Here is a 21,854-nt window from a genome sequence, read left to right as displayed (position 1 = left end):
ACCGTAAAAGATCTACGGGGATGATCGCCAAGATTTACCATCCTCCAAGTGATCACTACCGGAACGCGGTCTTCATCCCGTCCGGCGACACGACATACGGGGCAAATCTGGCCAAGTTTGGCCATGGGGATCGTCGCCACGCTTGTCGCCGTCGCAGGCTCGTCCACGGTCTCCCAGTCGGGGGACGAGCTCGCCACCCTCAGCGCGGCCCGCCGCGGCGCCGGAGGACTCTGGGAGCTGGCCCAGCACATCGACGGGCACTTCCTGCCCTACTACGCGTTCATGCACCTGTGGCTGGAGTTCGGGCAGGCCGAATGGTGGATGCGCCTGCCCTCGGCGCTCGCGACGGGCGCGGCCACCGCGCTCATCGCCGACCTGGGACGCCGGCTCAGCTCGCAGCCCGCCGGACTGGCCGCCGCCGCCGTCTACGTCTTCCTGCCCTCGGTCTCCTACCACGGGCAGAACATCCGCTCCTACGCGTTCGCCGCCGCCGCCGCGGTCCTGGCCACCTGGACGCTGTACCGGGCGATCGAGGAGCCCGGACGGCGCGGCGGCTGGTGGAGGTACGCGGCCGCCGTCGCGCTGCTGGGCTGCACGCAGGTGTTCGCGCTGCTCGTGATGGCCGCGCACCTGCTCGCGATCGCACTGTACGGGCGGGGCGTCCTGCCCAGGGTGCTGGCCTGCATGGCCCTGGGGTGTGTTCCGGGGGCCGTCTGGGCGGCGGTCGGCTTCGCCGAGCGGCACGCGATCAGCTGGATCACCATGCCGGGACCCGACGTGTTCCTGGCACTGCCCAAGATGGCCGGGGGCACCGCCCTGGCGGGGTGCGCGGTGCTGGCCGTCGCGGCGGCGGCCCCCTTCCTGCGCCGGCGACACGGCGCCGACCGGCTCTGGATCGTCCTGCTGGGCGCCTGGGCGCTCCTGCCGCCCCTGCTGCTGTTCGCCCTGTCCCACCTGGTCTCGCCGGTCTACGTCGACCGCTACCTGTTCGCGACGGTGCCCGCGTACGCGCTGCTGGCCGGGCTCGCGCTCACCGCGCTGCCCCGCCTGCCCGCCGTGCTCGCGCTGGCGGGCGTGCTGGCGGCCGGGTTCCCCGGCCAGCTGGACTTCCGCAGGGAGGACGGGCACCACGAGAACTTCCCCCGGGCGGTGCGGATCCTCGCCGGCGAGTCCCGGCCGGGCGACGCCCTCGTCTACGGGCGCTCCTCGCTGCGTGAGGGCTTCCGCTACTACGACGGGACGCGGCACGGCGGGAAGGGGCTGCCCGACGACGTGCTGCTCGCCGGGCCCGGCCCCCTGCCGGACTCCTTCGGCTACCCGGAGCGCTCCGACGTGGCCGCCGCCGTGGCCGGGCGCGAGCGGGTCTGGGTGGTCTGGCGCGGCGGATCGGAGGCGGCCTCGCGCGTCGGCCGGGTCACCGCCCTGACCAAGGAGGGCTTCGTCCGGGCCAAGGCATGGCGGACGGGCCGCGTACCCGGGATGACCGTGGCGCTCTACACCCGCGACCCGGCGCCCGCCACCGAGTAGACCGGCGGGCCGTCACCCCCCGGGAACGCCGGGAACACCGAGGTCCCTGAGACTGGGAGCACCGAGGCCCCCGAGGCGCCACCTTCGCGGGAGGCGCTTCTCGCCGGGCGTCTCGCATCGCGGACGCCACTGAAAACGAGGGCCGCGATAAGTAAGGTGTCATCAATCACTTTGCACCTGGCACTAGGAGAGCCGTGACCGCCGAAGCCGCGCAGGGGCCCGCCGAGCCGTACAAGCAGGGCCTGCCCAGGCCCGCGGCGCTGCTGAAGGCGGCCTCCGACGCCGTCCCGCCGTCCGGGCTGGTGCTGCTGGCCATCCTGTCGGTGCAGGTGGGCGCGGGTTTCGCCAAGGACCTGTTCGCCCAGCTGCCGCCGAGCGCCGTGGTGTTCCTGCGGATCGCGACGGGCGCGCTGATCATGGGCGCGGTCGCCCGCCCCCGGCTGCGCGGGCTGTCCAGGGCGGACGTCGGAGCGGGGGTGGCGTTCGGCGTGACACTGGGCGTGATGAACCTGTCGTTCTACGAGGCGCTGGCCCGGCTGCCGATGGGCATCGCGGTGGCGATCGAGTTCCTCGGCCCGCTCGGCGTCGCGGTGGCCGCCTCACGCCGCCGCCTCGACCTGCTCTGGGTCGCGCTCGCCGGGTCGGGCGTGGTGCTGCTGGCCCCGTGGGGCACGGGGGCGTCCAGGATCAGCTGGGCCGGGATCGCCTTCGCCCTGGTGGCGGCGGCCTGCTGGGCCGGCTACATCCTGCTGTCCGCCTCGGTCGGCCGGCGCTTCCCCGGCACGACCGGCCTCTCCCTGGCGATGATCGTCTCCTGCGTGCTGGTCGCCCCCGTCGGGATCACCTCGGGCGGCACCGACCTGCTCCAGCCCGAGCTCCTGCTGATCGGGCTCGGGGTGGGCCTGCTGTCGTCGGTCATCCCCTACTCGATCGAGCTCGAGGCACTGCGCCGGATGCCCAAGCGGGTCTTCGGCATCCTGATGAGCCTGGAGCCGGCGATGGCGGCGCTGGTCGGGCTGCTGGTGCTGGGCGAGGTGCTCCAGATGCGGGAGTGGGCCGCCATCGGCTGCGTGGTCGTCGCCAGCGTGGGCGCCACCCGCGGCAGCGGCTGACGCCGCCCACCCGGTCCACCGCTACTCGGGCCGGCTGGCCCAGATGCCGCGGACGTGCCGGATGTGGGCGCGCATCAGCCGCTCGGCACCGCTCGCGTCCCCCTCGGAGAGCAGCGCGAGCAGGGTGAGGTGCTCGCGGGCGGAGTCGGCGAGGGTGCCCCGCCGGTGCAGGGAGGACAGGCCGTACAGGCGGGCCCGGTTGCGCAGGTCGCGGACCACCTCCACGAGGTGGGAGTTGCCCGCCAGGGCGAGCAGGTCCAGGTGGAAGCGGATGTCGGCGTCGACGTACGCGAGCAGGTCGCCGCGCTCGGCGGCGTCGACGATCGCCTGGGCCAGCGGGCGCAGCGTCTCGAAGCTCGGCGCGCGCCCGGCGTCGGCCAGTTGCGCCACCGTGGGCACCTCGATGAGCCTGCGGATCTCGGTCAGCTCGTCCAGGTCCCGGTCGGACAGCTCGGTGACCCGGAAGCCCTTGTTGCGCACCGCCTCGACCAGGCCCTCCTTGGCCAGGTCGAGCATGGCCTCGCGCACCGGGGTCGCCGAGACCCCGAACTGGGCGGCGAGGACCGGGGCGGAGTAGACCATGCCAGGCCTCATCTCACCGGTGATGAGGGCCGCCCTGAGCGCGTGGGCCACCTGCTCACGCAGGCTCTGCCGCTCGCTCACGGCCGGCAGGTCGAGCCGGCCGTCCGCCCTAGGAGCCATACCGGAGCCTCTCGTGTCGCTCGCGTCCGCGCCCGATCGGCGGAACCCGCCACTCCCTCATCCTCCCAGGCCATGCGTGCGTCCCCGAACACCCGGGGGCCGATCCGGAGGGCACGACGCCGGCGGCGGTTCCGCCGGTCATCCCCCCTCGCTCCCCCGGACCCCGCCGAGGTAGGCCTCGACCACCCGGGCGTCCCGGCGGAGCTCGGCGGCAGGCCCGTCGAGGACGCACTCGCCGTTCTCGATCACGTAGCCGCGGTGCGCGATCCCCAGGGCGGCCACGGCGTTCTGCTCGACGAGCAGGACCGAGGTGCCCTCGGCGTTGATCCCCGCGATGAGCTCCATGACCGAGGCGACCACCAGGGGCGCCAGGCCCATGGACGGCTCGTCGAGCAACAGCAGCCGGGGCCCGGTGACCAGCGCCCTGCCGATGGCGAGCATCTGCTGCTCGCCGCCCGACAGCGTGCCGCCCTGCTGGGCGCGCCGCTCCGCCAGGCGGGGCAGCAGCTCGTAGACCCGCTCGATCCGCGCGCGGATCTCCGCCTGGTCGCGGACCAGGTAGCCGCCCAGCTGGAGGTTCTCGTGCACGCTGAGCGTGCTGAAGATCCTGCGGCCCTCCGGGACGTGCACCAGGCCGCGCGCGGTGATCCGATGCGGTTTCTCCCTGGTGATCGCCTTCCCGTCGAAGACCACCGTGCCGCCGGAGGGCCGCAGCAGCCCCGAGACCGCCGACAGCGTGGTGGTCTTGCCCGCGCCGTTGTTGCCGAGCAGGGCCACGATCTCCCCCTCGGCGACGCCGAGCGACAGGCCCCGCAGGGCGTGCACGCCGCCGTAGTGGACGTCCAGCCCGTCGATGTCAAGCATTGGCCTCTCCCCCGGCCGCGCCGTCGTTCCCCGCGGTCTCTTTTCCGGCGGCCTCTTTTCCGGTTTCCCCGGTTTTTCCGGCTTTCCCGGCGCCGTCGTCTCGCCTTTCGCCGTATCTTTCGCCGTGTCTCGCCGCGGCCTCCTCACCCGAGCCGCCTTCCCCGGTGCCGCCCTTCCCCGCCGTCGCGGTCCCGCCGGCCTCGTCCCTCGCGGCGGTGGGGTCGCCGCCGAGGTAGGCCTCGATGACGGCCGGGTCGCGCCGGACGTCCTCGGGACGGCCGTCGGCGATCTCCCTGCCGAAGTTGAGCACGACCACGCGCTCGGAGACCTCCATGACCAGGCCCATGTCGTGCTCGATGAGCACGATGGCCACCCCCAGCGCCTGGATGCGCCGGATCAGGTCGAGCATCTCGGCCTTCTCGCCGTGGTTGAGCCCTGCCGCGGGCTCGTCCAGCAGCAGCAGGTCGGGGCGGCGGGCCAGGGCACGGGCGATCTCCGTACGGCGCTGCTCACCGTAGGGAAGGTTGCGTGCCTGCCCGTACCGGTCGCCGCGCAGGCCGACGAAGTCCAGCCAGTGGTGGGCCTGCTCGGTGCACTCGCGCTCGGAGCGCCGGTAGCGCGGGGTGTGCAGCAGCGCGTCCAGGACGCTCTGGCGCAGCCACAGGTGCGATCCGGCGCGCACGTTGTCCAGGACCGACAGCTCGCCGAACAGGCGCAGGTTCTGGAAGGTCCGCGCGACCCCCAGGCCCGCGATGGCCGAGGGCCGCATCCCCGGCAGGTCCCTGCCGCGCAGGGTGATCCGGCCGGAGGTCGGCCGGTAGAAGCCGGTGACGCAGTTGAAGGCCGACGTCTTGCCCGCCCCGTTGGGCCCGATCACCGAGACGATCTCCGCCTCGTCCACCGAGAACGACAGGCCGTCGATGGCCACCAGCCCGCCGAAGGTCAGGCGCAGGTCGGCCACGCTCAGCAGGCTCACGGGACCTCCTTGGAACGAGCCGGCCAGATCCCCTGCGGTCGCAGGAGCATGAAGACGATGAGCAGTACGCCGAACAGGAAGAACCGGTAGTCGGCGAGGTCGCGCAGGATCTCCGGCAGGATGCTGATCACGATGGCGCCGACGACGACGCCGGGCACCGATCCCATGCCGCCGAGGACCACGGCCATGAGCACCAGCGCCGACGACAGGAAGGTGAAGCTGCCCGGCGAGATGGCCGACAGCTGCGCGGCGAACAGCACCCCGGCCAGGCCGCCCCAGACCGCCCCGGCGATGTAGGCGGCGAGCTTGACCCGGTAGGTGTGCACGCCCATCGCCTCGGCGGCGTCCTCGTCCTCCCGGACGAAGCGCCAGGCCCGGCCCAGGCGGGAGCGGCCCAGCCGCGCCGCGCCGAGGACGGCCAGCGAGACGACGGCCACGGTGACGTAGTAGAAGGCCGCGGGGTGCTCGACCAGGTGCGGGATGCCGTAGATGCCGGAGGGGCCGCCGGTGACGTCCAGGTTGTTGGCGGTGATCCGGATGATCTCCCCGAAGCCGAGGGTCACGATGGCGAGGTAGTCGCTGCGCAGCCGCAGGGTGGGTGCGCCGATGACGATCCCGGCGACGACCGTGACCACGAGCACGGCGGGCACCGTGGCGAGCAGCGGCAGGTCGAAGCGGGTGGCCAGCACGCCGCTGGTGTAGGCGCCGACCGCGAAGAAGGCGACGTAGCCCAGGTCGAGCAGGCCGCAGTAGCCGACCACGATGTTCAGCCCGGCGGCGAGCATCACGGCGATGGCCGCGCTGGTCATGACCGACAGCGCGTACGGCGTGGCGTTGACGAAGGGGGCCAGCAGCGCGATCAGCAGTCCGGCGATCCCGGCCCAGCGGTTCTGCAGCAGCCTCGACGCCCGGGTGGGGGGCCTGCCGGCGCCGCGGCGGCGGACCTCGGTACCGGCATCGGTGGCTCCGGCGGGCCCGGTGGTCTCGTTCATACGCGCTCCGTGACGCGCTCGCCGAGCAGGCCGGTGGGCCGCACCGTCAGGAACAGGATCAGCACTCCGAAGGCGAACACGTCGCGCCACTCACCGCCCAGCCAGAACGTGCCGAACGACTCCAGCAGCCCGAGCAGCAGGCCGCCGAGCATCGTGCCGGGGATGTTGCCGATGCCGCCGATGACGGCCGCCGTGAAGGCCTTGAGCCCGATCAGGAAGCCCATCATGAAGTCGATCTTCCCGTAGTAGGCCCCGGCCATCACCCCCGCGGCCCCCGCCAGCGCCGAGCCGATGAAGAAGGTGCGGGAGATCACCGCGTTGACGTCGATGCCCATCAGCGCGCTGGTGCGCGGGTCGAGCGCGATGGCCCGCATGGCCCGGCCCTCACGGGTGCGGGTGACCAGCAGGTTGAGCCCGGCCATGAGCAGCACCGCCACGCCGACCAGGACGACCTGCTGCACGGTGAGCCGGGCCCCGAGGATCTCCAGCGAGGTGCCGCCCAGCCGTACCGGGTAGACGCGCGGATCGGCCCCGGCCACCGCGCGCATGCCGTACTCCAGGGCGAAGGAGGCCCCGACCGCGGTGATCAGCAGGGACAGCCGCGGGGCGCGGCGGAGCGGCCGGTAGGCGATCCGCTCCAGCGCCACCCCGGCCAGGCCGGTGACGACCATGGTCGCCAGGAGCACCGCGAGCAGCAGCGGCAGGGCCATCGAGGAGGACACGCCGCCGACCGCGCCGAGGATGGCGAAACCGGCGAACGCGCCCAGCATGTACAGGTCGCCGTGGGCGAAGTTGAGCAGCTTGATGATCCCGTAGACCATGCTGTAGCCCAGGGCCACCAGAGCGTAGAACGAGCCGACGAACAGCCCGTTCCAGACGAGCTGCGTCACTGGAGGGCGTCCTGCAGGGCGAACTTGTCGTCCTTGACGACAAGGATCTGGAAGCCGCCGTTGGCCAGGGTGTGCTCGGGGGTGAACTTCAGCGGCCCGGAGAACATCGAGAAGCCGTCGATCGCCTCGAGCGCCGCGATGACCTTGTCGCCTTCGGTGGCACCCGCCTTGGTGATCGCCTCGGCGGCCAGCCGCACCGCGTCGTAGGCCTGGTTGGAGTACGGGCCGGGCTCGGAGGAGTACTTCTTCTTGTACGCCTCGATCCAGCCCTCGGCGCCCTCGAGGGTGTCGGGGGTCTGGGTCATCGTGGCGTAGAGGCCCTCGGCGGCCTCGTCTCCGGCGATCTCGATCAGCTTGGGGGAGACCGAGCCGTCGCCGACCATGATGGAGCCCTTGTATCCGGCCTGCCGTAGCTGGCGCGCGATCAGGCCGCCCTCCTGGAAGTAACCGGTCCAGTAGACGAAGTCGGGCTTCTTGGCCAGCACGTTGGTGATGTTGGCGCTGTAGTCGCTCTCCTTCGGGGTGACCGCCTCGGTGATCGCGGCCTCGGCTCCGTCGGGGGCCTCCAGGAGGGCCTGGGTGCGCAGCGCGATGTCCTTGGAGTAGCTGGTGTTGTCGTGCATCAGCGCGACGCTCTTGGACCCCTGCTTGGCGATCCACTTCTCGGCCGCCGCGGCCTGCTGGGAGCCGGTGCCGTTGATCAGGAAGACGTGCTTGAGCTTCTGGTCGACCAGTTCCTGGGAGTTGGCGGCCGGGATGATCATCGGGATTCCGGCCTTGCCGAAGATCGGCAGGGTGGGTAGCGTCGCCCCGGAGCAGTAGCCGCCCACGGAGACGTCGACCCCCTCGGTGACCAGCTTGTTGGCGCCCGCCGCCGCGGACTGGGCGTCGCAGGCGTCGTCGGCGGTCTTCAGCTCCAGCTTGCGGCCGAGCACACCGCCCTTGGCGTTGATCTCGTCGATCGCGAGCTGCGCCGCGTTGCTCATGTAGGGACCGATGGCGGCCTCGCTGCCCGACTGCGGGATCAGCATGCCGAGGACGATCGGCTCGTCCTTCGCGGCGGCCGTCTGTCCCCCGCCGCCGTCACCGAGCAGTCCCTGGCCACATCCGGTGACCATGAGACCGAGAACGGCCAGCGAGGTGAAGCACTTCAGGGGGGTGGCACGCATGCGCGGCTCCTCACGTCCGGTGGTGTGTGATATTGCACGGGCAATGCCGGCGCACGTCAAGGGCCGAAACAAGACCGTTAGCGTTAAGACGCCGTTTTTCCACGAGCCGCGGCCCACCGGGGTCGTCCCCCGGGGAGGACGGCGTGTTCGCAGCTCGGAGAGGGGCGGACGGCGCCGGGAACGGCCTCCCGCGAGGGTTCTCCGGCGCCGGGGTTGCGGTCGCGGGCCCGCGCGGGAAACGGTCCCGCGCCGCCCGGCCGGAAACCGGACCGTCGGCGGCCCGGCGACCGGAGTCAGAGGAGGAAACCTCCCAGGAACGGGTCGCGGGGGTCGAGGAAGTACTGGGCGGTGCCGGTGACCCACGCCCGCCCGGTGATGGCCGGAACCACCGCGGGCAGGCCCGCCACCTCCGTCTCCTCCGTGAGCCGCCCGACGAAGCGGGTGCCGATGAACGACTCGTTCACGAAGGCGGTGTCCAGCGGAAGCTCGCCCCTGGCGTGCAACTGGGCCATCCGGGCGCTGGTACCGGTGCCGCACGGCGAGCGGTCGAACCAGCCGGGATGGATCGCCATCGCGTGCCGCGAGTGCCGGGCGCCGGAACCGGGCGCGGTGAACTGCACGTGGTGGCAGCCCCGGATGCCGGGGTCCAGCGGATGGACGGGCTCGTCCTGCTCGTTGATCGCCCCCATGATCGCCAGACCGGCGTCGAGGATCGCCTGCTTGCGCGACCGCTCGAACGGCAGGCCCACCGACTCGATCGGCAGGATCGCGTAGTAGTTGCCGCCGTAGGCGAGGTCGTAGACGACCTCCCCGAAACCGGGAACCTTGACCACGCGGTCCAGCCCGGCGCCGAAGGAGGGCACGTTGGTGATGGTCACCTCCGCGGCGGCGCCGTCCTCGACCCGGACCTCGGCGACGACCAGGCCCGCGGGGGTGTCCAGCCGGATGGTGGTGACCGGTTCGGCCACCTCGACCATCCCGGTCTCGACGAGGACCGTGGCGACGCCGATGGTGCCGTGCCCGCACATGGGCAGGCAGCCGGAGACCTCGATGAAGAGCACGCCGTAGTCGGCGTCGGGCCGGGTGGGCGGCTGCAGGATGGCCCCGCTCATCGCCGAGTGGCCGCGCGGCTCGTACATGAGCAGGGTGCGGACGTGGTCCATCTCGGCCAGGAAGTGCTCACGCCGCTCGGCCATGGTGGAGCCGGGGATGACCCCCACTCCCCCGGTGATCACCCGGGTGGGCATGCCCTCGGTGTGGGAGTCCACCGCGTGGAAGACCCTCTTCGTTCTCATCGACTCTCCTCACGGGGAAGGGTAAGGGGTGGATCTACCGCAGGCCCTCGGCCAGGGCCTTCTCCGTGGCGGCGCGCACGGCGGCCTCCTGCTCGGGGGCGAGGCCGAGCCTGGGCGGGCGGCACGGGCCGCCGTTGCGCCCGGCCAGGTCCATGGAGAGCTTGATGGCCTGGACGAACACCGGCCTGGAGTCCCAGCGAAGCAGCGGGTGCAGCGCGCGGTAGAGCGGCAGCGCGGTGGCCGTGTCCCCCGCGGCGGCCGCGCGGTACAGGGCCACGGTCGACTCGGGCAGCGCGTTGGGGAAGCCGGCCACCCAGCCGACCGCCCCGGCGGTGACCAGTTCCAGCAGCACGTCGTCGGCCCCGGCCAGCACGTCCAGCCCGGGGGCGAGTTCGGCGATCTCGTAGATGCGGCGGACGTCCCCGCTGAACTCCTTGACCCCGGCGATCAGACCCTCGGCGTGGAGGGTGGCCAGCAGTCGGGGGGTGAGGTCCACCCGGGTGTCGAAGGGGTTGTTGTAGGCCACCACCGGCAGGCCGGCCCGGGCCACCTCCCGGTAGTGCTCCACCACGGTCCTGTCGTCGGCGCGGTAGGCGTTCGGCGGGAGCAGCATCACCGCGCGGCACCCGGCCTCGGCGGCCTGCTCGGCCCAGCGCCGGGCCTCCAGGGCGCCGTAGGCGGCGACCCCCGGCATGACGCGGTCGCCGCCGACGGCGGCGACCGCGGTCTCCACGACCGAGGCCCGCTCCTCGGGGGTCAGCGTCTGGTACTCGCCCAGCGACCCGTTCGGCACGACGCCGTCGCACCCGGAGGCGACCAGCCACCGGCAGTGCTCGGCGTAGCCGTCCAGGTCGAGGGAGAGGTCCGCGCCCAGGGGCAGCGCGGTGGCCACGGTCACACCGTGCCAGGGCTTCGCGGGGGTCGTCATGGTTCGTCCTTCCGAGGGTTTTCCAGCCGGTACGGGTCCGGGGAAGATCCCGTACGGTCCCGGCGCGGGGGAGGCCCAGAGCCACCCGGCTCCGGGGAGGTCTCCTGCCGATCGGGGTCCGGGTCCGGGTCCGGGTCCGGTCCCAGGTCCGGTCCCAGGTCCGGGTCCGGTCCCAGGTCCATGTCCAGCTCCATGCCGAGGTCCAGGTCCAGGAGGGTTTCCGGCCCTCCCGTCACAGGGCGGCCCTCCCGCCGTTCCGGGGCGGACGACGGCCGCGCGGCGAGGTCGCCGAGCCTGACGGGCTGGGCGATCGGGCGCCGGGGCGGCGCGGGGTCCTCCCCCGCGAGGCACGCGACCGCGTAGCCGCACATCCTGCCCTGGCACCACCCCATCCCCGGGCGGGCCAGGAGCTTGACGGAACGCGCGTCGACGGCCCCCATCGCCTGGGCCTCCCGCACGGCCGACAGGGGCACCTCCTCGCAGCGGCAGACGAGCGTGTCGTCGCGCAGCCACTCCCGCCAGCCCGGCCGTACCGGGTAGGCCTCCTGCAGGGCGCGGGCGAAGGCGGCGAGCCGGTCCCTGCGCCGGGACAGGGCCGGGTCGGGCGGCACGGGGCGGCCCAGGTCCGCGGCGGCGGACCGGCCCGCGATGCGGCCCTCCACCTCGGCGAGCGCGGCCCCGCCGACGCCGGTGGGCTCCCCCGCCGCGTAGACGCCGGGCACGCTGGTGCGCATGCCCGCGTCGACCGCGACGACCGGGCCGCCGTCGGGGTCGCGGCGGGTGTCGCAGTCCAGCTGGACCGGCAGGTCGAGCTGGGGGACGAATCCGTAGCCGAAGGCGAGGGTGTCGCACTCGACGGTCCTCGTCGAGACCGGCCGCCAGTCCCCGTCCAGTCTCGCCACGGTGACGTGGGTCAGCGCGGTGTCGCCGTGCGCGGCGACCACCGCCTCGCGGACGCGGTACGGGATCCGGTGCCGGGCCAGGCGCACTCCGTACCCGAGGGCCTCCCCGGCCCGTCCGGCCGCGAGCAGCGGGTGCCTGGCGAGCCCGAACCCGCTGCCGGCCTCGTGGACGCCGAGCACCCGGGCCCCCGCGTCGGCCAGGCCCGCGGCGACGGGGAGCAGGAACGGGCCGGTGCCGGAGACCACGATCCTGCTTCCCGCGAGGACCAGGTCGCCCTTGAGCAGCGCCTGCGCGCCGCCCGCGGTGAGCACCCCCGGCAGGTCCCAGCCGGGGAACGGCAGCGGCCGGTCGTGCGCGCCGGTGGCGATCAGCAGCCCGCGCGCGGTCACCGCGCGGGGCCGCTCCTCACGGTCTCCCTCCAGGCACCGTACGGTGATCGCCCCGTCCGCGCGCTCGACCGCCCAGACCCGGTGGCGCAGGAGCACCTCGGCGCGCTCGCCGAGCGTCTCCCACTGGCGGGTGAACCGGTCGAGCCCGTGGTGGAGCGCGCCGGGCCGCGCGGCGCGGAAACCCTCGGCGGGACGCCGGAAATACTGGCCGCCCGGCCTGGCGGCCCCGTCGATCAGTACGACGTCCAGCCCGGACAGGGCCGCGGTGAGCGCGCCCGCGACCCCCGCGGGGCCCGCGCCGACGACGGCGAGGTCGTGAATCCGCGTCATCGGCCGCTCACCCCTCCCCCTCGTCGCCGGTGGTCACCAGGTCTCCCGGGAGGGCCTCGGTCAGGCAGGCGCGCAGGGACGGGGTCCCGTTCACCGTGACCAGGCAGTCGAAACAGACCCCGATGCCGCAGAACAGCCCGCGCGGGCGCCCGCCGAACCTGGTGGTGCGCCAGGAGCGGATGCCCGCGCCGTGCATGGCGGCGCCGACGGTCTGGCCGGGGACCACCGGGACGGGGACGCCGTCCACGCTGATCTCGAACCCCGGCTCGGGCCGCGCCCTCACCAGGCGGTACGGATCCCTCATCGGGCACCTCCGCCGGAAGGATTCCGGCTCCGGCTCCGGCTCCGTGAGAAGGTCAAGACGTCTCCTCGGCGAAGCGGTCCGGGCGGAAGGGGGCGAGGTCCAGGTCGGGGCGGAGCCCGGCCAGGAGCTGGGCGATCAGGTGGCCGGTGGCCGGGGCCAGGCCGATGCCCGCCCCCTCGTGGCCGCAGGCGTGGTAGAGCCCGGGTGCCCGGGGATCCTCCCCGATCACCGGAAGGTGGTCCGGGCAGTAGGGGCGGAAACCGCAGTAGGCGCGGATCGCCCGGTACGCCGCCAGGGCGGGGAACAGCTCCACGGCCTGGCGGGCGAGACGTTCGAGCACCGGGACGGAGACCGTGCGGTCGAAGCCGACCCGCTCGCGGCTGGCGCCGATGAGCACCGGCCCCGACGGGGTGCTCTCCACGACGGCGGACGTCTCCAGCCCCTCCGAGTCGCTGGCCACCGCGGTGACGTAGGCGGCGGTGTAGACCTTGTGCCTGATGAGCGGCCCGGCGAGGGGCTCGGTGACCAGGATGAAGCCGCGCCTGGGCAGGATCGGGACGCGCGCACCGGCCAGCGCGGCGATCTCGCCGCCCCAGGTGCCCGCGGCGTTGACGACGGCTCCGGCGAGGATGTCGCCGTGATCGGTGGTGACGCCGGCGACCCGGCCGCCGGCACGGACGAAGCCGGTCACCGTCACGCCGGTCCGCAGCATCAGGGCGCCGTGGCCGAACCGCTCGGCGCCCCTCCGGATGAGCCCGGCCGCCGCCAGCATGGGCTGGACCTGGGCGTCCTGCGGGTAGAACACGCCTCCGGCGAGCCCCCTCGCCAGGTGGGGCTCGTAGTCGCCGAGTTCCCCGGAGGCGACGGCGACGTGCTCGACGCCCTGCTTGGCCGCCAGGCCGGTGAGCGCCGCCAGGATCTCGTCCGTCTCGGCGACCACCAGGCCGCCCTTGGCCTCGAACTCGAACCCCCCGCCCGGCTCGAACCCCCCGCCGCCCGCCGTACCGGCCCCGCCGGCCCCGCCGGCGCTGTCGTCGCTGTCGTCGCTGTCGTCACCGCTGTCACCGCCGGCCCCGGCCAGGTCTCGCCAGAGCCGGTTGGAGAGCAGCGCCAGGTCGAGCTCGGGTCCCGGTTCCTTGTCGGAGACCAGGATGTTGCCCTCACCCGCACCCGTCGTGCCGCCCGCCACCGCTCCCCGGTCGACGACCACCACGTCCAGTCCCGCGCGGGCGGCGTAGTAGGCGCAGGCGGCACCGACGACTCCGGCGCCGATGACCACGACGTCCGGCATGTCCCACCTCGCTCCCGCGCCTCGGACTCGCCAGTACTATGTCACATACCCTCTATCGGATCAATGCACCAAAACAGGCGTGGCAGGCGTGCCGCCGGCTCGAGCGCACCCCTACCCACCGGCCCGGACGGCACGCCGTCTCGCGGCGGGTGGCCCGCTCCGGCGGCCGGTACCCGGGGTCCGCGGCGGGACCGCCCACCTCGCCACCTAGCATGTGAGCCGTGAACCACCTCCTTGACCGGACCCGCCGGCACGCCGTGAAGTCGGCGCGGATCGTGGGGCCGCCGACCCTCCTCACGCTGCGCCGCTGGGCGCTGGCGGCGGTCGTCGTCAACATCGGGATCACGGTGACGGGCGCCGCGGTACGGGTCAGCGGGTCGGGCCTGGGCTGCCCCACCTGGCCCCGGTGCACGCCGGAGAGCTTCACCCCGGTGGCCCACGCCGAGATCTCCCCGGTGAACATGGCGATCGAGTTCGGCAACCGGATGCTGACCTTCCTGGTGCTGGCCGTCGGCGTGGCCTGCCTGATCGCCGCCCTGCGGCTGCTGCCGGCCCGCCGCCCCGACCTGGTCAGGCTGGCCTGGCTGCAGCCGATCGGCGTGGCCTTCCAGGGGCTCTGGGGCGGCCTGGTCGTGCGCAGCGCGCTCAACCCGGTGACCGTGAGCGTGCACTTCCTGGTCTCCGTCGGCATGATCGCCGCGGCGTACGCGCTGTACGCCCGTGCCAGGCAAGGCGAGAACAGGGACCGGAGCGAGGGCGGGTCCCGGCAGCCGGTCCACCGCCACGTCCGCACGCTCGCCTTCGCGCTCGTCGCCGCCGTGTTTGTCCTGCTCGTCGTGGGCGTGGTGGTGACCGGCACCGGGCCGCACTCCGGCGACGAGATGGCCTCCCGGTTCGGCTTCGACATCGAGACCGTGGCGAGGATCCACGCCGACGTCGCCTACGTGGTGGTCGGCCTCACCTTCGCGCTGGCGTTCGCGCTGCACATCACCGACGCGCCCGGGTACGCCCGGCGGGCCGCGTGGACGTTGCTGGCCGTGGAGGCGGCGCAGGGGGTCGTCGGATACGTCCAGTACTTCCTGGGCGTGCCCGCGGCCCTGGTCAACCTGCACGTGCTCGGCGCGACCCTGGTCTGGCTCTGCGCGCTGCGGGTGCTGTTCGCGACCGGCCCGCGCGGGCCGCGCGACCTCCCGGAGGCGGTCGCCGGCGACCGCGACGCCGTCCGCGTCTGACCCCGCCCGCACACCGCCCGTCCGCTTCCCGCACACCGCCCGGACGCCGTCCATACGCCGTCCGCACTCGACGCGGTCCCGGTGCGGCAGGACAATGATCGGATGTCGTCGTCACGCACGATCATGCGGCGTTGCTACCAGGGCGTCGTGCTGCTGAGCGTCCTGGCCGTCGCCCCGATCACCTGGGCCTGGCTGTCCAGCTCCGGCCACCGGGCGGTCGCCGACTCCTCCCCCGGCTGGGTGGCCGGGGTTCCCGAGGCCCCGGTGGCGCTGGTGCTGGGGGCGGGCGTCGTCGGGGACGTCCCCTCCCCCATGCTGGCCAGGCGCCTGGACATCTCCGCGCAGCTCTACCGGGCGGGCAGGGTCGAGGCGATCCTGCTCTCCGGGGACAACAGCCGCAGGGAGTACGACGAGCCGACCGTGATGCGCGACTACCTGCTGGCGAGCGGCGTACCGGCCGGGGCGCTGGTCCTGGACTACGCGGGCTTCGACACCTGGGACTCGTGCGTCCGGGCCCGTACGGTGTTCGGCGCCACCAAGGTCACCGTGGTCACCCAGGTGTTCCACCTGCCCAGGGCGGTCACCCTGTGCCGCACGGCGGGCCTGGACACCTTCGGCGTGGGCGACGACTCGTCCAAGCGGTGGGTGTCCACCTACGGCCTCGCCGCCCGTGAGTTCCTCGCCTCGGCGAAAGGGCTCGTCGACTCCGTGCTCCTCGACTCGCCGCCCGTTTTCCCCGGGCCCCGCGAGACCACCCTGGAGACCGCGCTCCGGCGGGGGTGAACCCCGGCCAGGACGCCCTACAGGCGGAACGCACCGCCCTGCGGCGGGTGACCGGGACCGGGGTCACCGGCGGAGCCGCCCTGCGGAAAGGGAGAGCCGCCCGCGCGGCCGGGGCCGCCGGAGGTGTGGCCCGCCGTGGCGTTCCCGGCCGCGGACGGCGCGGGGAACCGGGCGCGGGCACCGGCCATGCACTCCAGCAGCGCCCGCTGCTCCTCGTTGAACGTGCGCTCGTCGATCACGTGGCCCCTGGCCCGCTCGTGGAGCAGGCCGAGTTCGGTGGCCGCCAGCTGGTAGTCGCTCATCGCCCGCAGGGCCGTCCTGCCCCCGTGGTTCCTGGCCCACTGCCGGGCCTGGCGGCGGCTGGGCAGGGAGGAGAGCATCGCGACATCGCCCGAGGAGACCAGCCCCGTCGCCCAGTAGGCGGGCAGGTAGGTCTGGATGAGCCCGATGATGCGCTTGCGGTCGCGGAAGATGATCCAGATCAGCGCGAACAGCACGGCCATCAGCAGCAGGTAGGCGATGGCCAGGCCGCCGATGCCGACATAGGAGGCGAAGCCGTTCCAGATGCCGTGCAGCAGCATCGCGCCGATCCACCCGGCGGCGATGACGAAGATCCGGCCCGGTCCCCGGCGCTGCGCCGCGTAGGCCACCGCGACACCGATCATGGAGGTGAACAGCGGGTGCGCGAACGGCGAGAGGATCCCGCGCAGCACGACGGTCACCGCCAGGCCCTGCGCGCCCAGCTCGTCGAGCGCGGCCACGTAGTAGCTGACGTTCTCGCTCATGGCGAAGCCGAGGCCGACCATGCCGGCGTAGATGATGCCGTCGGTGGGCCCGTCCAGCTCGGCGCGCTTGAACCTGAGCAGGCCCAGCAGGACCAGGCCCTTCATCGTCTCCTCGACCACCGGGGCGCCGAACGTGGCGGTGATGTTGCGCGCGTAGTCGTAGCCCAGCTGGACGGTGTTCTCGATGTAGAGCAGGTTGAAGGAGTTGATCACCCCTGCTACCAGGACCGCCACGCCCGCGCCCCAGGCGAACGCGAAGAGCAGGTTGGCGCGCGGCTCGGGCTCGATGCGGTCGAGCGCCAGCACCGCGGCCAGCAGCACCGGGACGGGCGCCAGCGCGAGGCCCAGGGCGATGAAGAAGTAGACCGGGTCGCCGTTCAGCACGTCGAAGGAGAACGACACCAGGGCGCACAGTCCCGCCAGGACGAGCCCGACGATCAGCGTGACCGACGGACGGTCCCTGAGCACCCAGCGGGGGTCATGGCCGGCCATGTGGCCACCGTAACCGCTGGTACCCGCCCCACGGTTGGAACCGGGAGATTACCGTCCGAAGGTTGACGAACCCCGCGCCGGTACCGGATCGCGGCCACGCCCCGCCGGCCACCCCGCGAACCTCGCATATCCGGCGAATCCGGCGAATCCGTCCGGCCGCCGCGAATCCCGGGACCATGCCGAGTGATGGGCCGCCCCCGCGACCGGAGCCGGAATCCGGCTCCCAGGGTTTCCCGAAGACCACGATTCACCCTCCCCACGACCAGGCCCGCCCCGGGCCGGTCAAGAAAACGTCTTCCCCCCGGGAGACGTCTCCCCCGTGGCCGGGGCGCGGAAACGGGCGCACCGGGGGAGAACGTACGTGTGAGATGACTCAGACGGGTGTCGGATGAGCCTCAGGCGAACATCAGACGAACATCGAGTCGATGGCGACGGCCAGGAACAGCAGCGCCAGGTAGGCGTTGGACCAGTGGAAGAAGCGCATCGGGCGCAGGTCGACGCCGGTCTTGCCCGCGTTGACCCGGCCGAGGAGGCGGTGGACCTCCCACAGGCAGGCGGCGCCCAGGACGGCGGCCACGGCGGGGTAGAGAAGCGTGGTCCCGGCGATCGGCCACAGCAGCAGCGAGCAGAGCACCGTGGCCCAGGTGTAGGCGATGCTCTCCAGCACCACGCGACGCTCGGTGGCCACCACCGGGAGCATCGGGACCTTCGCCGCCGCGTAGTCCTCCTTGTAGCGCATCGCCAGGGTCCAGGTGTGCGGGGGCGTCCAGAAGAACACCACGCCGAAGAGCACCACGGGGGCCCAGTCGAGGCTGCCGGTGACACCCGCCCAGCCGATCAGCACCGGCATGCAGCCGGCGATGCCGCCCCACACCACGTTCTGCGAGGTCCGCCGCTTGAGGATCATCGAGTAGACGAGCACGTAGAACAGGTTCGCGCCCAGCGACAGGCCCGCGGCGAGCCAATTCACCGTCAAACCGAGTCCAAGAGTGGACAGCGCGCCGAGGATGATCCCGAAGATCAGCGCGTTCGTCGGCGGCACCAGGTCGCGGGCGAGCGGGCGGCGCCGGGTGCGGCGCATGGCCGCGTCGATGTCACGGTCGATGTAGCAGTTCAGCGCGTTCGCGCTGCCGGCCGACAGGGTGCCGAACACCAGCGTGTTGACGGCGATCCACAACGGCGGCAGGCCCTTGGCCGCCAGGAACATCACCGGCAGCGTCGTGATCAGCAGCAGCTCGATGATCCGCGGCTTCGTGAGGGCGACGTACGCCTTCACGACGTCGCCGAAGGAGCGCGGCCCGGCCTCGGGGACCGTGCCCCCCTCGGGAGGGGTCGTCGATTGCTTGTCGGTGAGCACCATCTAAGGCGCTTCCAGCACGTGCGGGGTCAACGCGTAACCTCTGATTAGAGCGGATCCGTGAATGCGGGCACCAGCCAGCCTTGAGGACTCACTGTAGTTGCAGGGGGGGCCGGTCCCGGCACGGGGTGCGGAAGCGGCGCGAGGGGGGCTCCCATCCGGGAGGCGCGCGCCGCCTGCGGATCCCGCGGACCCGCCCCGGGTCGACCTGCGCCACGGTGGCCAGGTCGAAACCGTTAGGGTCCGGTGTGGGCGGGAAATACCAGACCGGCGCCACCAATCAGACGATTAGATCCGGAGATCGAGCACTTGAGCAGTGAACTCGTGCCAGCCCTCGAATGGAGCGACCTGGACCGCCGTGCGGTCGACGTCGTACGGGCCCTGGCCATGGACGCGGTAGAGAAGGCGGGATCGGGTCACCCCGGCACCGCGATGAGCCTGGCGCCGGCCGCCTACCTGCTGTTCCAGCGGGTGATGCGACATGACCCGTCAGATCCCACGTGGGCGGGCCGTGACAGGTTCGTCCTTTCCGCGGGTCACAGCAGCCTGACCCTCTACATCCAGCTCTTCCTGTCGGGGTACGGCCTCAGCCTGGACGACCTCAAGGGGCTGCGCCAGTGGGAGAGCCTGACCCCGGCCCACCCCGAGCACGGTCACACCGTCGGTGTCGAGACCACCACGGGCCCGCTCGGCCAGGGGATCGGCAACGCGGTCGGCATGGCGATGGCCGCCCGCCGCGAGCGCGGCCTGTTCGACCCGGACGCCGCCGCGGGCGCGAGCCCGTTCGACCACAACATCTGGTGCATCGCCTCCGAGGGCGACATCGAGGAGGGCATCAGCCACGAGGTGAGCGCCCTCGCGGCCCACCAGAGGCTGGGCAACCTGACCGTCGTCTTCGACAGCAACCACATCTCGATCGAGGACGACACCCAGATCGCGCTGAGCGAGGACGTCGTCGCGCGCTACGAGGCGTACGGCTGGCACACCCAGACCGTCGACTGGACGCGGACGGGCGACTACGTCGAGGACGTCGAGGCGCTGCACCAGGCCCTGGAGGCCGCCCGCGCCGAGACCGGCAGGCCGTCGTTCATCCGGCTGCGCACGATCATCGGCTGGCCCGCCCCCAACAAGCAGAACACCGGCAAGATCCACGGTTCGGCGCTGGGCGCCGACGAGGTCGCCGCGACCAAGAAGGTCATGGGCTTCGACGTCGAGAAGAGCTTCGACGTCCCCGCCGAGGTCCTGGAGCACGCCCGCGAGGTCGTCGAGCGCGGCCGGGCCGAGCGTGCCGAGTGGGACAAGCTCTACGAGAGCTGGCGCGAGGCCAACCCCGAGCGCGCCGCCGAGTTCGACCGCATCTCCGCGCGAAAGCTCCCGGCGGACTGGACCGAGGCGCTGCCGTCCTTCGAGATCGGCTCCTCCGTCGCCACCCGCAAGGCCTCCGGCGAGGTGCTCAGCGCCCTCGCGCCGGTGCTGCCCGAGCTGTGGGGCGGCTCGGCCGACCTGGCCGAGTCCAACAACACCACGATGAAGGGCGAGCCGTCCTTCATCCCCGAGGAGTTCCAGACCAAGGAGTTCCCCGGCGGCCCCTACGGCCGGACGCTGCACTTCGGCATCCGCGAGCACGGCATGGGCGCGATCCTCAACGGCATCGCGCTGCACGGCGGCACCCGCCCGTACGGCGGCACGTTCCTGGTGTTCAGCGACTACATGCGCCCGGCCGTGCGGCTGGCGGCGCTGATGAGGCTGCCGGTCACCTACGTGTGGACGCACGACTCCATCGGCCTGGGCGAGGACGGCCCGACGCACCAGCCCGTCGAGCACCTGTGGTCGCTGCGCGCCATCCCCGGCCTCGACGTGGTCCGCCCCGCCGACGCCAACGAGACGGCCGCCGCCTGGCAGGTCGTGCTCGAGCACAACGACCGCCCGGCCGCGCTGGCGCTGACCCGCCAGAACCTGCCGGTCTTCGAGGGCACCGGCGACGCGGAGCAGGTCGCCCGCGGCGGTTACATCCTGCGGGACGCCTCCGACGGGCAGCCCTCGGTGGTCCTGATCGGCACCGGCTCCGAGGTCGAGATCGCCCTCGGTGCCCGCGACATCCTCGAGGCGCAGGGCATCGCGACCCGGGTCGTGTCGATGCCGTGCGTCGAGTGGTTCCAGGCCCAGGACGCGGCCTATCGGCAGACGGTGCTGCCCACCTCGGTGCGCGCCCGCGTGGCCGTGGAGGCGGGAATCTCGCTGGGCTGGCGGGAGTTCGTGGGAGACGAGGGTGTGGTGGTCGGCCTGGAGCACTTCGGTGCCTCGGCCCCCTACAAGACCCTCTACGAACAGTTCGGCCTGACCGCCGAGCGCGTGGCCGCCGCCGCCAAGGCGAGCCTCGCCAAGACCGGAGCCGACAAGGGCGAGACGACGGGAAACTGATCATGAGTGAGATCCTGAAGAAGCTCTCCGAGCAGGGCGTCTCCATCTGGCTGGACGACATCAGCCGCGAGCGCCTGCGTACGGGCAACCTGCAGTCGCTGATCCGCGACAAGCACGTGGTCGGCGTCACCTCCAACCCGACGATCTTCGCGTCGGCGCTGAGCAAGGGCGACGCCTACGACGGCCAGCTGCACGACCTGAAGATCCGCGGCGTCGACGTCGAGGAGGCCGTGCGGGCCATCACCACGTACGACATCCGCTGGGCCGCCGACGTGCTGAGGCCGGTCTACGACGCCAGCGGCCAGGTGGACGGCCGGGTGTCGATCGAGGTCGACCCGCGCCTGTCCAGGGAGACCGACAAGACCGTCGCCGAGGCGCGCGCGCTGTGGTGGCTGGTCGACCGGCCCAACCTGTTCATCAAGATCCCCGCCACCGTCGAGGGCCTGCCCGCGATCACCCAGGCGATCTCCGAGGGCATCAGCGTCAACGTCACGCTGATCTTCTCCCTCGAGCGCTACCGCGCCGTGATGGACGCCTGGCTGACCGGCCTGGAGCAGGCGAAGGCCAACGGCCTGGACCTGGCGAACATCGAGTCGGTCGCCTCGTTCTTCGTCAGCCGCGTGGACGGCGAGATCGACAAGCGCCTGGACAAGATCGGCACCCCCGAGGCCCTCGCGCTGAGGGGCAAGGCCGCGGTCGCCAACGCCCGCCTCGCCTTCGCCGCCTTCGAGGAGGTCGTCGAGTCCTCGCGCTGGCAGGCGCTGGCCGCGGCCGGCGCCCGGCCGCAGCGCCCGCTGTGGGCCTCCACCGGCACGAAGAACCCCGACTACCCCGACACCCTCTACGTCGACCAGCTGGTCACCTCCGGCACGGTCAACACGATGCCGGAGAAGACCCTCGACGCGACGGCCGACCACGGCGGCATCACCGGTGACACGGTCCGCTCCTCCTACGAGGAGGCCTGGAACACCATGGCCGCGCTCAAGGAGGCAGGCATCGACTACGACGACGTCGTGCGGTTCCTGGAGGTCGACGGCCTGGACAAGTTCGAGGCCTCCTGGAAAGAGCTGCTGGAGACCGTCTCCTCCGAGCTGAAGAAGGCGTGAGGAACA

General features: G+C 72.6%; 19 protein-coding genes. 6 read left to right on the top strand and 13 right to left on the bottom strand.

Annotation, left to right across the window (positions count from 1 at the left end; translation table 11 throughout):
• Window positions 1-123: 123 nt before the first annotated feature.
• Entirely contained in the window at window positions 124-1,527 is a 1,404-nt protein-coding gene (locus AB0F88_RS20195) for a glycosyltransferase family 39 protein (protein ID WP_362685802.1), read from the top strand.
• Between the two features lie 194 nt (window positions 1,528-1,721).
• The gene (locus AB0F88_RS20190) at window positions 1,722-2,639 is read left to right on the top strand and encodes a DMT family transporter (RefSeq protein WP_362685800.1); all 918 of its coding nucleotides are present in this window, start codon (window positions 1,722-1,724) and stop codon (window positions 2,637-2,639) included.
• 21 nt (window positions 2,640-2,660) lie between these two features.
• Here the strand turns inward: AB0F88_RS20190 and AB0F88_RS20185 are convergent, their stop codons facing one another.
• From AB0F88_RS20185 to AB0F88_RS20135, 11 genes are all read right to left on the bottom strand, one after another.
• Window positions 2,661-3,341, bottom strand: coding sequence for a GntR family transcriptional regulator (locus AB0F88_RS20185; protein WP_362685797.1), 681 nt, complete (start codon window positions 3,339-3,341; stop codon window positions 2,661-2,663).
• Window positions 3,342-3,479: 138 nt separating this feature from the next.
• Window positions 3,480-4,205, bottom strand: coding sequence for an ABC transporter ATP-binding protein (locus AB0F88_RS20180; protein WP_362685794.1), 726 nt, complete (start codon window positions 4,203-4,205; stop codon window positions 3,480-3,482).
• A complete protein-coding gene (locus tag AB0F88_RS20175; RefSeq protein ID WP_362685791.1) occupies window positions 4,198-5,181 on the bottom strand; it encodes an ABC transporter ATP-binding protein in 984 nt (327 codons plus the stop codon). Before AB0F88_RS20175 ends, AB0F88_RS20180 begins: the two co-directional genes overlap by 8 nt.
• The gene (locus AB0F88_RS20170) at window positions 5,178-6,173 is read right to left on the bottom strand and encodes a branched-chain amino acid ABC transporter permease (protein WP_362685788.1); all 996 of its coding nucleotides are present in this window, start codon (window positions 6,171-6,173) and stop codon (window positions 5,178-5,180) included. Before AB0F88_RS20170 ends, AB0F88_RS20175 begins: the two co-directional genes overlap by 4 nt.
• Window positions 6,170-7,063 carry a branched-chain amino acid ABC transporter permease gene (locus tag AB0F88_RS20165; protein ID WP_362685785.1) on the bottom strand — a complete coding sequence of 298 codons (894 nt, stop codon included), beginning with the start codon at window positions 7,061-7,063 and terminating at the stop codon, window positions 6,170-6,172. Before AB0F88_RS20165 ends, AB0F88_RS20170 begins: the two co-directional genes overlap by 4 nt.
• Entirely contained in the window at window positions 7,060-8,232 is a 1,173-nt protein-coding gene (locus tag AB0F88_RS20160) for a branched-chain amino acid ABC transporter substrate-binding protein (RefSeq protein ID WP_362685782.1), read from the bottom strand. The genes AB0F88_RS20165 and AB0F88_RS20160 overlap by 4 nt, the downstream gene beginning before the upstream one ends.
• Window positions 8,233-8,525: 293 nt before the next feature.
• A complete protein-coding gene (locus AB0F88_RS20155) occupies window positions 8,526-9,527 on the bottom strand; it encodes a proline racemase family protein (protein ID WP_362685779.1) in 1,002 nt (333 codons plus the stop codon).
• 34 nt (window positions 9,528-9,561) lie between these two features.
• Entirely contained in the window at window positions 9,562-10,455 is an 894-nt protein-coding gene (locus tag AB0F88_RS20150; protein ID WP_362685776.1) for a dihydrodipicolinate synthase family protein, read from the bottom strand.
• On the bottom strand, window positions 10,452-12,077 hold the full coding sequence (locus AB0F88_RS20145; RefSeq protein WP_362685773.1) for an FAD/NAD(P)-binding oxidoreductase: 1,626 nt from the start codon (window positions 12,075-12,077) through the stop codon (window positions 10,452-10,454). The genes AB0F88_RS20150 and AB0F88_RS20145 overlap by 4 nt, the downstream gene beginning before the upstream one ends.
• A 7-nt stretch (window positions 12,078-12,084) precedes the next feature.
• Window positions 12,085-12,381: a (2Fe-2S)-binding protein gene (locus tag AB0F88_RS20140; protein ID WP_362685770.1), complete on the bottom strand. Its 297-nt coding sequence runs from the start codon at window positions 12,379-12,381 to the stop codon at window positions 12,085-12,087.
• A gap of 52 nt (window positions 12,382-12,433) precedes the next feature.
• Window positions 12,434-13,672 carry an FAD-dependent oxidoreductase gene (locus tag AB0F88_RS20135; RefSeq protein WP_362685767.1) on the bottom strand — a complete coding sequence of 413 codons (1,239 nt, stop codon included), beginning with the start codon at window positions 13,670-13,672 and terminating at the stop codon, window positions 12,434-12,436.
• A gap of 221 nt (window positions 13,673-13,893) precedes the next feature.
• On the opposite strand from AB0F88_RS20135, the gene AB0F88_RS20130 reads away from it, so the two are divergent.
• Both AB0F88_RS20130 and AB0F88_RS20125 read left to right on the top strand, forming a co-directional pair.
• Window positions 13,894-14,904 (top strand): COX15/CtaA family protein, encoded by a 1,011-nt coding sequence (locus AB0F88_RS20130; protein ID WP_362685764.1) that lies wholly within the window; start codon window positions 13,894-13,896, stop codon window positions 14,902-14,904.
• A gap of 102 nt (window positions 14,905-15,006) precedes the next feature.
• The gene (locus AB0F88_RS20125) at window positions 15,007-15,687 is read left to right on the top strand and encodes an ElyC/SanA/YdcF family protein (protein ID WP_362685761.1); all 681 of its coding nucleotides are present in this window, start codon (window positions 15,007-15,009) and stop codon (window positions 15,685-15,687) included.
• Window positions 15,688-15,704: 17 nt separating this feature from the next.
• On the opposite strand, the gene AB0F88_RS20120 is transcribed toward AB0F88_RS20125, so the two are convergent.
• A complete protein-coding gene (locus AB0F88_RS20120; RefSeq protein WP_362685758.1) occupies window positions 15,705-16,964 on the bottom strand; it encodes a PrsW family intramembrane metalloprotease in 1,260 nt (419 codons plus the stop codon).
• Window positions 16,965-17,370: 406 nt separating this feature from the next.
• Complete coding sequence (locus tag AB0F88_RS20115; protein ID WP_362685755.1) at window positions 17,371-18,324, bottom strand: heme o synthase; 954 nt, start codon at window positions 18,322-18,324, stop codon at window positions 17,371-17,373.
• Window positions 18,325-18,708: 384 nt separating this feature from the next.
• Between AB0F88_RS20115 and tkt the strand changes: the two genes are divergently transcribed.
• Window positions 18,709-20,742, top strand: coding sequence for a transketolase (gene tkt, locus AB0F88_RS20110; RefSeq protein ID WP_362686712.1), 2,034 nt, complete (start codon window positions 18,709-18,711; stop codon window positions 20,740-20,742).
• A 2-nt stretch (window positions 20,743-20,744) separates the two neighbouring features.
• Complete coding sequence (tal, locus tag AB0F88_RS20105; protein ID WP_362685752.1) at window positions 20,745-21,848, top strand: transaldolase; 1,104 nt, start codon at window positions 20,745-20,747, stop codon at window positions 21,846-21,848.
• Window positions 21,849-21,854 lie beyond the last annotated feature (6 nt).

The sequence above is a fragment of the Streptosporangium sp. NPDC023963 genome (assembly GCF_040639135.1).
GTDB lineage: Bacteria > Actinomycetota > Actinomycetes > Streptosporangiales > Streptosporangiaceae > Streptosporangium.
Note: the sequence above shows the minus strand (reverse complement) of the source record. Positions and strands in the feature narration are given on the sequence as shown.

Coding starts and splice junctions, on each gene's coding strand:
- AB0F88_RS20180 (WP_362685794.1), bottom strand. CDS start 4,205: ATGCTTGACATCGACGGGCTGGACGTCCACTACGGCGGCGTGCACGCC.
- AB0F88_RS20135 (WP_362685767.1), bottom strand. CDS start 13,672: ATGCCGGACGTCGTGGTCATCGGCGCCGGAGTCGTCGGTGCCGCCTGC.
- AB0F88_RS20140 (WP_362685770.1), bottom strand. CDS start 12,381: ATGAGGGATCCGTACCGCCTGGTGAGGGCGCGGCCCGAGCCGGGGTTC.
- AB0F88_RS20125 (WP_362685761.1), top strand. CDS start 15,007: ATGTCGTCGTCACGCACGATCATGCGGCGTTGCTACCAGGGCGTCGTG.
- AB0F88_RS20185 (WP_362685797.1), bottom strand. CDS start 3,341: ATGGCTCCTAGGGCGGACGGCCGGCTCGACCTGCCGGCCGTGAGCGAG.
- AB0F88_RS20155 (WP_362685779.1), bottom strand. CDS start 9,527: ATGAGAACGAAGAGGGTCTTCCACGCGGTGGACTCCCACACCGAGGGC.
- AB0F88_RS20120 (WP_362685758.1), bottom strand. CDS start 16,964: ATGGCCGGCCATGACCCCCGCTGGGTGCTCAGGGACCGTCCGTCGGTC.
- AB0F88_RS20145 (WP_362685773.1), bottom strand. CDS start 12,077: ATGACGCGGATTCACGACCTCGCCGTCGTCGGCGCGGGCCCCGCGGGG.
- tkt (WP_362686712.1), top strand. CDS start 18,709: ATGGACGCGGTAGAGAAGGCGGGATCGGGTCACCCCGGCACCGCGATG.
- AB0F88_RS20150 (WP_362685776.1), bottom strand. CDS start 10,455: ATGACGACCCCCGCGAAGCCCTGGCACGGTGTGACCGTGGCCACCGCG.
- AB0F88_RS20160 (WP_362685782.1), bottom strand. CDS start 8,232: ATGCGTGCCACCCCCCTGAAGTGCTTCACCTCGCTGGCCGTTCTCGGT.
- AB0F88_RS20170 (WP_362685788.1), bottom strand. CDS start 6,173: ATGAACGAGACCACCGGGCCCGCCGGAGCCACCGATGCCGGTACCGAG.
- AB0F88_RS20115 (WP_362685755.1), bottom strand. CDS start 18,324: ATGGTGCTCACCGACAAGCAATCGACGACCCCTCCCGAGGGGGGCACG.
- AB0F88_RS20195 (WP_362685802.1), top strand. CDS start 124: ATGGGGATCGTCGCCACGCTTGTCGCCGTCGCAGGCTCGTCCACGGTC.
- tal (WP_362685752.1), top strand. CDS start 20,745: ATGAGTGAGATCCTGAAGAAGCTCTCCGAGCAGGGCGTCTCCATCTGG.